Here is a 13,194-nt window from a genome sequence, read left to right as displayed (position 1 = left end):
CCTATCGAGCCGAAGCTCTTGTTACTATGGAAATTTGCTATAATAAGTATACCACATCTTAGGCTAAATTGTCCAATATATTTTCTCTGAATTTACAAACTTGCAACAACTTCCCCAAAAGACTGTTAAATCGAGCCTTCCGCATGCCGCGTAACATGGCAGGAGATGTTGACCACACAAGGCAGGCCGGCAATGTGCGTACCAAACGGCTCCACCGCACAGGACAGCGCCGTCACCGTGCCGCCGAGTCCCTGCGGGCCGACGCCGGATGCGTTCACTTTATCCAGAATGGCCTGCTCCATTTCGGCGTACAGCGGGTCAGCATTCTGAACACCGACCGGGCGCAGCAGCGCACGCTTGGCAAGATACGCCGCCTTGTCCGATGTGCCGCCCAAGCCGACGCCGATGACAATCGGCGGGCAGGGATTCGATCCCGCGCCGATGCAGGCATCCGCGATAAAGTTAATAATGTTTTCCTTGGAAGCTGCCGGTGTGAACATCTTCATCGCGCTCATATTCTCACTGCCGAAGCCCTTGGGCGCGACCGTAATTTTGACCCGATCGCCCGGCACAATCGTTGTGTAAATGATTGCCGGCGTGTTGTCGTTGGTGTTTTCGCGGCGCAGCGGATCGCCTACGACCGACAGACGCAGGAAGCCATCCACATAGCCCTGCCGTACGCCCTCGTTGACCGCATCTTCAAACGCGCCGCCGACCAGGTGGACATCCTGACCAATCTCCGCGAACACAATCGCCATACCGGTATCCTGACAAACCGGCATATCATTTTGCCGCGCCAGATCACAGTTTGCAATCATCTCCCCAAAAATCTCCCGACCAAGCGGAGACTGCTCTGTTTTCTCGCCATCGACAAAGGCTTGCCGCAAATCAGCGGGCAGATAGTAGTTCGCGTCCATGCACAGCTGACGCACCAACGCGGTAACTTCCTTCAGTTCAATCGTTCTCATAATGCCCTCCTATATTCCTGTCTGCCGTTTATAAAGACAGCCTGCACATTACTTTTATAGTCGAACGGATGCCCGTCAAACAGCACGCAATCTGCATCTTTTCCGACCTCCAGGCTGCCGACGCGTTTGTTGAGACCGGCAATTTCTGCTGGTACGATTGTGATGGCCCGCAGTGCGTCATTCTCACTCATACCAGACTTCGCCGCCAGCATCGCCGCATGCATCAGCAGCCGGATCGGTATTTCCGGATGGTCAACCGTGATTGCCGTTTCAACCCCTGCAGCACGCAGCAGCGCAGGCGCTCGGTCGGTCAGGTTGCTCAGCTCCGGTTTGGAGCGATCTGTCATGCTCGGGCCGCTGATGACCGGCACCTCTTCCCCTGCCAACAAATCAGCAACCAAATGTCCCTCTGTACCGTGCACGATGACCGGTTTAATCTGAAACTCCTTTGCAATGCGCAGTGCGGTAAAGATATCGTCCGCACGGTGCGCGTGAAAATGCGCCGCAATCTCGCCGCGCATCAACGGCAGCAGCGACTCCAGTTTCAGGTCAAAATCCGGATCATCCTCGTCCGGATCGTCGTGCGCGATATCTTTGCGCGCCATGTACTCATGCGCCTTGAAGAGATGCTCCCGAATCAGTGCCGCCGTTGCCATACGGGTAACAGGCGTCTCATCCTTGTCGTGATACACGGACTTTGGGTTCTCGCCAAACGCAAATTTGATTGCCAGCGGCTCCTTGAGTATCATATCATCAATACGGCGGCCACACGTCTTCATGGCAACAATCTGCCCGCCAATCGGATTCGCGCTGCCTGGGCTGACCGCCACTGTGGTTACACCGGCTTCAACCGCTTCACGGAATGCACGATCCATGGGATTGACGCCGTCTAGCGCGCGCAGGTGGGGTGTAATGGGGTCGGTATCCTCGTTGCCGTCCGCCCCTTCAAAGCCGAGCGAGTCCTCATACAGGCCAATGTGCGAGTGCACGTCAATCAGGCCGGGCAGCAACCATCCGCCTGCGCCGTCAATTATCTGATCGCAGTCGGCATCCTCCGGCGGCTGTCCCTCTCCCAAGGCGCCAATTCTTCCGCCGCGCAGGATGCACCAGCCTTCAAAGCGACGGTTTGCCTTGTCCATCGTCAACACAGTGACATTTTTGACTAAGATGTTTTCCATAAAATTCCTCTTGAAAGCAGTTGACATTATTTGTAATATATGGTATATTAACCATGGTAGCAGTGATGCTGCCATGCACCGTTCATATCTTTATCCCCACAATCCTATTTTTTGGCGTTTGACCGTTTCCGTATGCGGTCAGACGCCCTCTTTTTTTGCGGCGATAAAAGGAAAACCGAGGGCAACCCTCGGTTTTGTTTTGCTTATTTTCGACGGCGCGAACCATTTTTTCGGTCAGTGCTGTGGCGAACATCAGCCTGACGGGTCTCACTGTCCGACATAAACGCCTTGAGCTTATCCTCAAAGCTCATGGTTGAGGGGTCCTTCGGGGGCTGAGGAGCACGTCCGCGCGGAGCCGCCGGACGGGAAAAACGCGGCTGACGGGGTGCGAAATTGCCACCGCCTTGCGGGGCCTGCGGCGCCTGTGCCTTTTTGATAGACAGATTGATGCGGCCCACCTGGTCAATGCCAATGATTTTGACCTTAACCTCCTGGCCTTCCTGCAAAAAGTCCTTGATGTCATTGACGAACGACGACGCCACTTCAGAAATATGCACCATACCCGACTTGCCCTCGGGAAGTGCAACGAATGCGCCAAATTTGGTGATGCCGGTCACCTTGCCGTCCACGATCGATCCCACTGCCAAATCCATATAAATATTTTTGCCTCCGTTAATGGTTTGCCCGGTTATCTGCTCGACGTATCGACAAAGACACGTTCGCCGGGTTCCGTATAGCCCAGTTCTGTACGCGCGATTTCGCTGATATCCTCATCGGTGATGCCGCTTTTCAGGTCTTCCTTCAGCGCTTCGTTTGCCGCGGAGTACTCTTCAACCTGCATACTGAGCTGGCCGAGCTGCTCCTTTTTATCCGCAATCTGCGACTGAAGATTGACAATTGTGACGACGGCATAAAGCAAAAATGCCAACATCACAATTTTAAGTACCATAGGCACCTGCTTTTGAGACATTTTGCTCACCTCGGATTCTGCTGCACGTTTCAACTGATACGACTTTTATTTTATACCCTTTCTGCGAAAAATGGAAGGCTTTTTTGCAAACTTTTTCACAAAATCGGATATTTTTTTGTATGGCACATGCACATGGAGGAAATCCCGAACCATCGTTGCCGCCCGCCGCACCAATCCGATCAGCCAGGAGATCAATGAGAACAATGTGCGCAGCAGCCCCTGCACCAGTTCGCTGACCAGTCCGAAGTATACGATGCCCCCGAAAACCACACCTGCCAGCACATAATAGCGGCTCTGGCCGGGTGCGACTGCCAGACTGAACTCAAACAATGCGGCAAGCAGCACCACCCAGAACAGGGCATCGCACAGCGCGGTGACCCATGGTCCCGCCTTGGTATAATGCCGCCATGCACCCATCACATCATAAAACACGCTGATTCCCACGCCAAGCAGTACACTTTGCAACACCGCCAACAGCTGTGCCTGCTGAGACAGAAACATGGCCTCACCTTCCGAACAGCCGTGCGAACATGCCGCCTCGCGGCTGAACGCTGTCATCGTACTCCAGACAGCCCACCTCGCCCAGCACAATCAGCTCACCCGCTTCCAGCTGCAGCCGCTCCACGTGCAGTCCCTGTCCGCGCACGACCAGCATACCGCGCACGGTTTCAAGCATAATCTGCTCTTCATCAAAGCTCTGGACATCAACCACGCCGGATACTGTCATCTTTTCTCTGCCTTCAATAATTATGCTGTGCGGCATATCGCGCTTCATTTCTTCGCCTGCCATGTATTACGACCTCCCGTTTGCAAATAAAAAAACATCCCGCTCCATTCAGCATACGAATGAGCGGGATGTTTTATTACTGCACTTCTCGGTACATACCGGCCGCATCGGCCTTGAGGGCGTGCTCAGCTATTTCGAGCACCTCCACCTTCACGCTTCGCTGTCCGAACGCGATCTCGATGATATCGCCGGTCTTGACTTGATAAGAGGCCTTTGCAGGCTTATCGTTGACCGTGATACGTGCCGCGTCACACGCGTCATTGGCGACGGTGCGGCGCTTAATCAGCCGGGAAACCTTGAGATATTTATCCAGTCTCACTTAGCGTCCACTTTATCCTTCAGCGTCTTGCTGGGCTTGAATACAGGAATGTTCGCTGCAGCGATTTCAATCGCATCACCCGTACGCGGATTGTGGCCGGTGCGAGCAGCGCGCGTCTTTGTCTCAAACGTGCCAAAGCCACTCATCTGCAGCTTATCTCCCTCAGCCATCACATCGCCCATAGCGGTGAAAACTGCATCAATTGTCTTCTCGGTATCTTTCTTAGACAGGCCGGTTTTTTCTGCTACCAGTGTCACAAATTCGCTTTTCTTCATGTTGAAACCTCCGTTTATACCTTTTTTATTGTATTCCAAAGCTCATCCAGCTCTGTCAAAGACAGATCGGACAGCGCCTTGCCCTCTTGTTCCGCCCGCTGTTCCATCGCGGCAAAGCGCGCGGTAAACTTGTTGCAGGCCTTTTCCATCGCATGTTCAGGGTCAATTTTTAAGAAACGCGACACATTGACCGCCGCGAACAGCAAATCGCCGAATTCCTCTTCCGGGTCGCCGTCGCCATGCATCGCACGGCGCAGTTCATCCAGTTCTTCATCCACCTTTTCCATCGCACCGGAAACTTCATCCCAGTCGAAGCCGACCTTAGCTGCCTTTTTCTGCAGCTTTTCCGCACGGATGAGACCAGGTAGGCTGCGCGCCACGCTTTGCAGCGTGTCGGTTGCCGTCTGCTGGTTCTTCTCTACCTGCTTGAGCTGCTCCCAATTACGCAGCACCTCGGCTGCAGTGTCCGCCTGCGTATCGGAAAAAATATGCGGATGCCGGAAAATCAGCTTTTTGCAGATTCCGTCGCACACGTCGTCAATATCAAAGCTGCCCTGTTCCCGCTCAATCTCAGTATGGAACACGACCTGCAGCAGCACGTCACCCAGTTCTTCTTTGAGATGCTCCGTATCCTCATCGTCAATGGCCTCGCAGACCTCATATGTCTCTTCAATGAAATTTCGGCGGATGCTGTGATGATTCTGCTCACGATCCCACGGGCAGCCGCCCGGAGCGCGCAGCAACTCCATAATGCGGAGCAAATCGTCAAAGTTATATTGTTCTTTTTGTTTAAATTCTACCATGAATCAGACTTCCTATTTTACTTCAACCGAAGCAGATTTGCAATTTTTTCACCCTGCGGAAGCAGTGTGACATCCTCCCGATCGACCGCACGCAGCCCCAGCAGCAGCAGGACATAGACCACACCTGCAACCGCAATACTGAACACGGTAATCAGTTTATCCGCAGCAGAAGCGGGTGCGGCGCCAAGCAGATTGGTCAACACGCGGAACGTGATGAGTGTCGCCGCGCTCATGCCAATCGTCGCCGCGAGCGGACGCACCAGAGTTTTGCCCAACGGCGGCAGCGCATGTGTCAGCCTGCCGATGTGGAACAGATTAATCGCCGCAATCAGCGCGTAGCACAGCACGGTGCTGATGGGCGCACCTGCGATTTGAATGCTCGGGTGACCGAGCAGGTAATAGTCGGCAAACAACTTAACAAGCGCACCGAGAAACATGGAAATCAGCGGCAAATCCGCTCGGCCGAGCGCCTGCAGCATGGCATTGGTAATCGCCACAATTGCTACAAACGGCACTGCCACGCCCAGAATCGCCAACAGCTGTCCGCCGAGCACGGTATCCGACGAATACAGCAGTCGCAGAATCGGCTGACTCAGAATCAGGAACCCCGCGCCCGCCGGCAGCGTAATCAGCATGGTCATGCGGAATGTTGTTGCCATTGTACGGGATACCTTGGTAAAATTCTGGCTGATATTCGCTGCCGCAATCGTCGGCAGCACGCTGACGGACAACGCGGTAATCAGCGTTTGCGGCAAGTTAAAGAAATTCACCGCCATGCCGGTATAAACACCGTAAACCGTGTTGGCCGCGTCCTGCGTCATGCCGAACGCATCCTGCAAGCGGAATACGATGACCGTTGCATCGATCAGGTCGGTGACACTCATGACCGCTGAGCTGATCGTAATCGGAATCGTCAGTGACAGCAGGGTCTTACACAGTGCGCCCGTAGGCCGCACCGCGTCGCTCAGGGCGACCACCTTGTGCGCGCGGCGGGTGTTCAGCATTCCCTGCACAATCATATAAAGTGCTGCAACAACCTCACCCATGGTAACGCCAAGCACGGTCATTGCCGCAACGACAGGTGCGCTCATGCCATGCCCCATTGCGAAATATGCGCAGCCGAGGCCGACAAACAGCTTGCCGATCGCTTCGATTACCTGCGACACTGCGGTGGGCACCATGTTGGATCGTCCCTGATAATAGCCGCGATAAACCGAGAGAATGGAAACCATCAGTACCGACGGTGCAATCGCCATCAGCGACAGGCGCACGTCGGCGTTGTGCATCATTTCCGAGATTGGCCCCGCACCGAAAAAGAGAACTAGAGAGCTGACTGCACCAAGCGGCACAAAAATAGCGGCTGCAACGCGAACAATGCGGCGTACCTCATGTTCTCTGCCAAGTGCGGTAGCCTCCGCCACCATTTTAGAGAGCGAAGCCGGCAGTCCCACCGTAGAAATGACCAGCATTGCGATATAAATGCGGTATGCAATACTGAACAGACCAAAGGCCGGAAAATCTGCACCGATCAGGTTTTTGAGCGGCACCTGAAACAGGGCGCCAATTACCTTGACCAGCAGGTTGGCCAGCAGCAGGATAAACGCACCTTCTATAAAATTCTGTTTTTTTCGCTGCAAAATATGCCCGCCCTTCGTTTATTGTTTTGTCTCACCGTATGGTCGGGCGCGCGGAAATATTCACACTCAAAGCGCACTGCCGCATCCCGGGCAGAAGGAATCCTCCTTGCTGCACTGTTTACCGCAGGCAGAGCAGATAACAATCGACTTCATTCCCGCCAATTCGTCACGCAGGGCGGCGATTTTGGCCTGCTTTTCGTCCAGCGTTTCCATCCGAGCATCCATATCTTCACTCGGCACTTCAAAGCCCTGGTGCACATCGTACACCATTTTTCCGATTTCTTTATAAAGAATTTCGCATTCTGTGTTCAGATCAAAAATCTGCAGATTGATTTTAGTCGCCTGCGCAATTTCGGTCGCTTTTTTGCCCGCAACATCCGCTGCGCGTCCGGCCGCCTGACTGGTCCTGTTGGCAACGACCTTCATCTTATTCAAAAACGTCTGTACCTTTGCGTCCATCGTTCCCGCTCCTTTCAGCAGGCGGTTCTCCGCCATATCGGCATTATTATAAACCAGCACCTTCCAAAAAGCAAGAAATATCGCATTTTACAAGGGGTTTCAACCGATAAATTCGTGTAAAACCGAATCTGCAGGAATGATATTCTTATACTCTATCGGTTCAATATCAGGAAGAATCGAGTAAACCGGCCCCAAATCCGCATTTTCCAGTTCCATTTCCTTGCTTTTTAGTGAATTTCTTAATTTTTCAGCTAAAACACATATTTCGTACGGCAAAAAGGTGTCAACTGTCAGGTTTGCACGTCCGTAATAGGGCGAAATATACAGACTTTCGCCGCGGCGCACTGATTTCCACTGGCGCAGTGTGTCCTCTACCGGAGAGTTGCGGAACAGGCTGTCACGCATCGCACGGCGCAGGAACCGGAGCATATACGGCTCGAGCCGTGCCCCCTCCTGCGGGATGACGCTGCTCGCCACGGATAAAAAAACACCGGTGGCCGCGTGCGCCAAATCGCCCATGATCACCGGGTTGAACGCATGAATGCCTTCAATCAGCACAACTTCATCCGGATCAAGGCGCAGCGCACGCGTGTTGGGAATAAAGGTACGCGTTTCAAAGTCAAACCGCGGTACCTTAATTTCCTCCCCTGCGACGAGCTGTGATAAATGCTCGCTCAGCAGCGGGAGATTCATGCATTCGGGCGATTCCAAATCCGGCACGCCGTTTTCTCCGTCCGCCGGAATCTCATACGTGCCGACCGTGCGGTAATAGTCGTCCATCGAGATGGTCTCCGCATGAATGCCCCGCTGTTCGAGCGCTTTGCATAAGCGGTCGTTCGTGGTTGTTTTACCGCTGGACGAAGGACCGTTCAGCAGCACGATGGGCTTCTGAACGCTGTTTTCAGCAACCTCATCCGCAACCGCAGCCACTTGATTGCGATAATGCTGCTCACTCTCCCCGATGAAAGCCGCCGGGTCGCGGAGCGCATGGTGATTGATATACTTTAATGTGAATTCAGCCATAAGCTGGCCTCCTTTCTCATTCGGGCAGCAGAAGCTTGCGTTTGCCCGCCGTCAGCCGGTCGGCCGCACCGATATACTCGAGCGGATACTTGGGATTATTCACGCGGGCAATCCATCCGGTATCCCGATCAACGCGTTTGGACACGCCGCCCGCACCGAGTGACAAAATTGTGCCCAGTTCCTCCATCATGACCACGTTGTAGAAGCACTCCGTCCCCGGCTTGCACCAACCGACATTTTCAAACCCGCCTGCGGTAAACTTCTGCCGATATAGATAGTATGGCCCATATCCGGCAGTCTGAAGCGCGTGACCTGCATAATCAAGCATGCCGGACACCTTTTGCCGCTCCGCCGCCGCGGCTGCTTTGTCAGTCAAGTCGGCGCCGCGTTTGATCGCGAGCGTATGCACCGTGATATTCTCCGGGTCAAGACCGATCAGCGTGTCAATCGTTGTGCCGAAGCTGTGCGGTGTGTCACCGGTCAGTCCGGCAATGACATCCATATTGATTTCGTCAAAGCCCGCCTGCCGCGCCTGCGCAAACGCGCGCAGCACATCCTGCGCACCGTGCCGGCGGCCAATCTTTGCAAGCACCGCATCATCCATCGACTGCGGATTGATGCTGACGCGGTTTACACCCGCGGCTTTCATCACCCGAAGCTTTTCTGCCGTGATGGTATCCGGCCGTCCGGCTTCCACAGTATATTCGCGCAGATTGGAAAACTTGAAACCAGTCTGCAAAACATCCAGCAAACGTGCAAGTTGCACTTCATCGAGCGTAGTCGGTGTGCCGCCGCCGATATAAATACTCTGCACCCGCTTACCCGTTTCGCGCAGCAGCGAGGCCGTCTCTTCAATCTCGCGGCACAGGGTGTCGAGGTAGGGCTCGATTAGGTGTCCGGACTGCGCCGTCGTTGCCGAAACGAACGAACAGTAATAGCACCGCGACGGGCAAAACGGAATGCCGACATAAAGCGAGACATCGCTTTCACCGATTTCACGATCCAGCTCCATTGCCGTCGCTGCCGCGCGAATAGTCAGTGCGGTGCGCTCCGGCGAAACAAAAAAGCGCTCGCGCAGATGGGATGCCGCTTCGCCGCGGCTCATGCCGCGTTCGATCAATCCCCGCACGAGCTTTGCCGGACGCACACCGGTCAGGCTGCCCCAAACGGGCGGCTGCGGCAGCGCCGGTACAACCGCATCATATACGGTCATTTTGATGATTTCGGTAACTGCGCGCTTGCGGTCGATCGGCGACAGTCCCTCGACTGCCGCCGTACGCTCTGCCTCCCGCGAAACGCCGTCTATGCAAACAAGCGCACGTGCCGTTGCCACGCCGTTCTCCTCGGACAGAATACTGCGGCAAAAGTCACCGTCCGTCTGTCCGTCCCGCTCAAGCGTCGCAGTCGGCAGCAGATGAAACAGCATCTCCTCGACCGCATGCTTGAGGTCATGTCCTTCCAGTGTATAGTTCATCGTCCGGTCGCCTGCCGCATATAAGGATTCATTTGTCGTTCCTCTTCCAGTGTGGTCAAGCCTTCATGGCCGGGCAGCACCTGAAAATCACCCTCCAGATCGTGCAGACGCTTGAGCGAGTGCAGCATGGTCGGAAAGTCACCGCCCTCCAGATCGCAGCGGCCGCACTCGTGCCGGAACAACGTGTCACCCGTGAACAATGCGTCACCGATGCGGATGACCGATGAGCCGGGGGTATGGCCAGGGGTATTCATATAAACCGCCGTCATACCGCCGAACTGCACCTGGGTGCCCTCGACCGCGCGGATGTCCGGCTCGTCTCGCACATAACTGCTCGCAAAGGGACGAAATTCTCCCATTGCGCTCTTCTCGAGCAGCCAAACGTCACCCTCGGGCACCACATACTGCGCCCCTGTCGCCGTCAGCACCTCGTGCGCGGCAAGAATATGGTCAAAGTGACAGTGGGTCAGCAGCACATACTTGACCGCAAGGTTTTCGTCGTGAATCGCCTTGAGAATAGATGCCGCGTTGTCGCCCGGGTCGATGACCGCGGCTTCACGACTCGCTTCGTCGTAAACAATATAGCAATTGGTGCCGACCATGCCAACACAAAGCTGCATAATTTTCATAGTATTCTCCTTACTTTTGGCGCATTTCCGCCGAATCCATCCACAAAGTCACCGGCCCGTCATTGAGCAGATCCACCTGCATATCCGCGCCGAATTCTCCTGTTTCAACCGCAAGGCCGCTTTGCCGGCAGCGGGCGATAAAGGCTTCATAGAGCGGAATGGCAGTCTCCGGACGCGCGGCGGCGATAAAGCTCGGCCGATTTCCCTTGCGGCAATCACCGTACAGCGTAAACTGCGACACGACCAAAATCCCGCCGCCAACATCGGCAAGCGCCTTATTCATTTTATCATTTTCATCTGTAAAGACGCGCAGCTTGACCGTTTTATCCGCCAGATACTGCGCATCCTCCAGCGTGTCCCCCTCGGTCACGCCGAGCAGGACGAGAAATCCCCGCCCGATTTCACCGCGCGTTTCGCCCGCGATGGTGACCGATGCGCGGGATACGCGCTGAATCAGTGCTCTCATGCTTTGCTCTCCTTAATTGGTATCCACTGTACGCGTCACATCCAGCACACCCTTAATCTGCCGCAGGCGGCTGATCAGGTTGTCCAGCTGGTGTACGCCCGCCACGTCGACCATGGCGTTAATGACGCCGAAGCCGTCATTGAGGTCACGCGCCGAAATTTCATGCACATTGATTTTGCAGGCGGCCAGTGTAACGGTCACATCGCTCAGCACGCCAATGCGGCTGCGGGTTGAGATCTGCAGGCCCGTGCTAAAGCGCGCCGTGCGGTCATCCATTGCCATGTCTTCATCCCACCATGCGGACAGCCAGCGATCCGGATCCTCGTCGATGTGAACGTTGGAGCAGTCGCGTCTGTGAATCGACACGCCGTAGCCCCTGGTGACAAACCCGACAATCTCATCGCCCGGAATCGGTGTGCAGCAGCGTGCAAACTTGACCAGACAGTTGTCGATGCCCTCAACCACAACGCCCGTGGTGCTCTTGCTGGTGCGGCGTTCCGGCTGCGGCTGATTCTGACGCTCGACCTGCTCGTTTGCACGGCGGATGCGGTTTACATCATCCTTGACCTTGTTAATGACCTTGGTCAGCGTAATGCCGCCATATCCGATTGCGGCGTACAGCTCGTCCACCGTGTTGAAGGAGAATTTATCGAGTGTGTTTTTGAACACTTCCCCATTCTCATAAAATCCGTTGTACAGCAGGTTGGCGCGCAGCTCACGGTCAAGATCCTCACGGCCGTTGGTGATATTCTCCTCACGGCACTCCTTCTTAAACCACTGCTTGATTTTGTTGCGTGCCTCGGTCGTCTTGACGATTTTCACCCAGTCACGACTCGGCCCGCGCGCTTCCTTCGAGGTCAGAATCTCGACGATATCGCCGTTTTTCAGTTGACTGTCAATGGGCGCAATGCGGCCGTTAATCTTACAGCCCGTCATGCGGTTGCCCACCGCTGAGTGAATGGCATAGGCAAGGTCAATCGGAGTTGCACCCGCCGGCATATTGACCACGTCACCCTTGGGCGTAAACACAAACACCTCGTCCGCAAAGAGATCGACCTTAATATTTTTGATGAAATCCTCGGCTTCGGTATCCTGCTGCGCTTCAAGCATCTGGCGAATCCAGGCAAACGCCTGCTCATTGCCCTTGCGGTCTAGCCCCTGCTTGTACTTCCAGTGCGCCGCAACACCGTATTCCGCCATTTTGTGCATTTCCGCCGTGCGAATCTGGATTTCGAACGGAATGCCCGCGCGGCCGATGACCGTCGTGTGCAGCGACTGATAGCCGTTGGGCTTGGGTGTGGAGATATAGTCCTTAAAACGTCCGGGAATCGGCTTATATAGGTCGTGCACATAGCCGAGCACGTTATAGCAGTCCGCTACCGTATCAACAATAACACGTACCGCACAGATATCATAAATCTCGTTGATGGTTTTGTGCTGTGCATACATTTTACGATAAATCGAATAAATATGCTTCACACGCGCTGAAATATGGTTTTCGATATGCGCCTCAGCAAGTTTTCCGCTGATGCGCTCGGTAATGCCCTTGAGGAACTCCTCATGCTGCTCGCTCTGCGCCTTGAGTCCTTCCACAATCTCGTTGTAGCCGATGGGATCCAGACACTTGAGCGATAAATCTTCCAGCTCCCATTTAATACGGCTCATGCCCAAGCGATGGGCAATCGGCGCATAGATTTCCATGGTTTCGAGCGCCTTGTCGCGCTGCTTGCGCTCGGGCAGGTACTGGAAGGTGCGCGCGTTGTGCAGACGGTCGGCCAGTTTGATCAAAATGACGCGGATATCCTTGGCCATGGCCAGAAACATCTTGCGCAAATCCTCAAACTGTTCCTGTTCCTTGGAATAGCGCAGCATGCCCAGTCGGGTCACGCCGTCAACCAGTTCGGCAACCGCGGTGCCAAACTTGTTTTCGATTTCCTTATAACCAAAGGCGGTGTCCTCGATGCAGTCATGCAGCAATCCGGCGCAGATGGAATCGGTATCGAGCCCCATTTCCACAATGATTTCAGCCACTGAAACCGGGTGGATGATATACGGCTCGCCATTTTTCCGTTTCTGTCCCTCATGTGCATGGGCAGCGCATTCATATGCTGCGCGAATTTTCTTAATATTAGCCTGCGGGTTCTGTTTTTTGACGCGTTCGATCAAAAAATCCAATTTATCTTGCATAGTTGTCTCCCCCATTCTC

The 13,194-nt window shown here is 54.5% G+C and carries 16 protein-coding genes; all 16 read right to left on the bottom strand.

What is annotated here, in order from left to right:
- Positions 1-125 precede the first annotated feature (125 nt).
- The 16 genes from QOX26_RS11635 to QOX26_RS11560 all read right to left on the bottom strand — a co-directional run bounded on the left by QOX26_RS11635 (position 126) and on the right by QOX26_RS11560 (position 13,175).
- A complete protein-coding gene (locus tag QOX26_RS11635; RefSeq protein ID WP_283675149.1) occupies positions 126-968 on the bottom strand; it encodes a fumarate hydratase in 843 nt (280 codons plus the stop codon).
- A complete protein-coding gene (locus QOX26_RS11630; protein ID WP_331488481.1) occupies positions 965-2,146 on the bottom strand; it encodes an amidohydrolase in 1,182 nt (393 codons plus the stop codon). The genes QOX26_RS11635 and QOX26_RS11630 overlap by 4 nt, the downstream gene beginning before the upstream one ends.
- A 203-nt stretch (positions 2,147-2,349) precedes the next feature.
- Complete coding sequence (locus tag QOX26_RS11625) at positions 2,350-2,799, bottom strand: S1 RNA-binding domain-containing protein (protein WP_283675148.1); 450 nt, start codon at positions 2,797-2,799, stop codon at positions 2,350-2,352.
- 35 nt (positions 2,800-2,834) lie between these two features.
- The gene (locus QOX26_RS11620; protein WP_283675147.1) at positions 2,835-3,116 is read right to left on the bottom strand and encodes an FtsB family cell division protein; all 282 of its coding nucleotides are present in this window, start codon (positions 3,114-3,116) and stop codon (positions 2,835-2,837) included.
- A gap of 45 nt (positions 3,117-3,161) precedes the next feature.
- Positions 3,162-3,617, bottom strand: coding sequence for a spore cortex biosynthesis protein YabQ (gene yabQ / locus QOX26_RS11615; protein WP_283675146.1), 456 nt, complete (start codon positions 3,615-3,617; stop codon positions 3,162-3,164).
- 4 nt (positions 3,618-3,621) lie between these two features.
- A complete protein-coding gene (yabP, locus tag QOX26_RS11610) occupies positions 3,622-3,906 on the bottom strand; it encodes a sporulation protein YabP (RefSeq protein ID WP_283675145.1) in 285 nt (94 codons plus the stop codon).
- A gap of 73 nt (positions 3,907-3,979) precedes the next feature.
- On the bottom strand, positions 3,980-4,222 hold the full coding sequence (locus QOX26_RS11605) for an RNA-binding S4 domain-containing protein (RefSeq protein WP_283675144.1): 243 nt from the start codon (positions 4,220-4,222) through the stop codon (positions 3,980-3,982).
- Positions 4,219-4,497, bottom strand: a complete 279-nt coding sequence (locus QOX26_RS11600; protein ID WP_283675143.1) for an HU family DNA-binding protein — start codon at positions 4,495-4,497, stop codon at positions 4,219-4,221. Before QOX26_RS11600 ends, QOX26_RS11605 begins: the two co-directional genes overlap by 4 nt.
- A gap of 14 nt (positions 4,498-4,511) precedes the next feature.
- Positions 4,512-5,300 (bottom strand): nucleoside triphosphate pyrophosphohydrolase, encoded by a 789-nt coding sequence (gene mazG, locus QOX26_RS11595; RefSeq protein ID WP_283675142.1) that lies wholly within the window; start codon positions 5,298-5,300, stop codon positions 4,512-4,514.
- Between the two features lie 17 nt (positions 5,301-5,317).
- Positions 5,318-6,937, bottom strand: a complete 1,620-nt coding sequence (locus tag QOX26_RS11590; protein WP_283675141.1) for a putative polysaccharide biosynthesis protein — start codon at positions 6,935-6,937, stop codon at positions 5,318-5,320.
- Between the two features lie 66 nt (positions 6,938-7,003).
- The gene (locus QOX26_RS11585; protein ID WP_283675140.1) at positions 7,004-7,432 is read right to left on the bottom strand and encodes a hypothetical protein; all 429 of its coding nucleotides are present in this window, start codon (positions 7,430-7,432) and stop codon (positions 7,004-7,006) included.
- Positions 7,433-7,495: 63 nt separating this feature from the next.
- Complete coding sequence (locus QOX26_RS11580; protein WP_283675139.1) at positions 7,496-8,419, bottom strand: uridine kinase family protein; 924 nt, start codon at positions 8,417-8,419, stop codon at positions 7,496-7,498.
- 16 nt (positions 8,420-8,435) lie between these two features.
- Entirely contained in the window at positions 8,436-9,893 is a 1,458-nt protein-coding gene (hemZ, locus tag QOX26_RS11575; protein WP_283675138.1) for a coproporphyrinogen dehydrogenase HemZ, read from the bottom strand.
- Positions 9,890-10,522 carry an MBL fold metallo-hydrolase gene (locus tag QOX26_RS11570; RefSeq protein ID WP_283675137.1) on the bottom strand — a complete coding sequence of 211 codons (633 nt, stop codon included), beginning with the start codon at positions 10,520-10,522 and terminating at the stop codon, positions 9,890-9,892. Before QOX26_RS11570 ends, hemZ begins: the two co-directional genes overlap by 4 nt.
- Before the next feature lie 10 nt (positions 10,523-10,532).
- Positions 10,533-10,988: a D-aminoacyl-tRNA deacylase gene (gene dtd / locus QOX26_RS11565; protein ID WP_283675136.1), complete on the bottom strand. Its 456-nt coding sequence runs from the start codon at positions 10,986-10,988 to the stop codon at positions 10,533-10,535.
- A gap of 12 nt (positions 10,989-11,000) precedes the next feature.
- Entirely contained in the window at positions 11,001-13,175 is a 2,175-nt protein-coding gene (locus QOX26_RS11560) for a RelA/SpoT family protein (protein ID WP_283675135.1), read from the bottom strand.
- Between the last annotated feature and the right edge of the window lie 19 nt (positions 13,176-13,194).

The organism is Butyricicoccus sp. Marseille-Q5471 (assembly GCF_951230135.1).
Taxonomy (GTDB): domain Bacteria; phylum Bacillota; class Clostridia; order Oscillospirales; family Butyricicoccaceae; genus Agathobaculum.
This window is presented reverse-complemented; position numbering and strand designations above follow the sequence as displayed.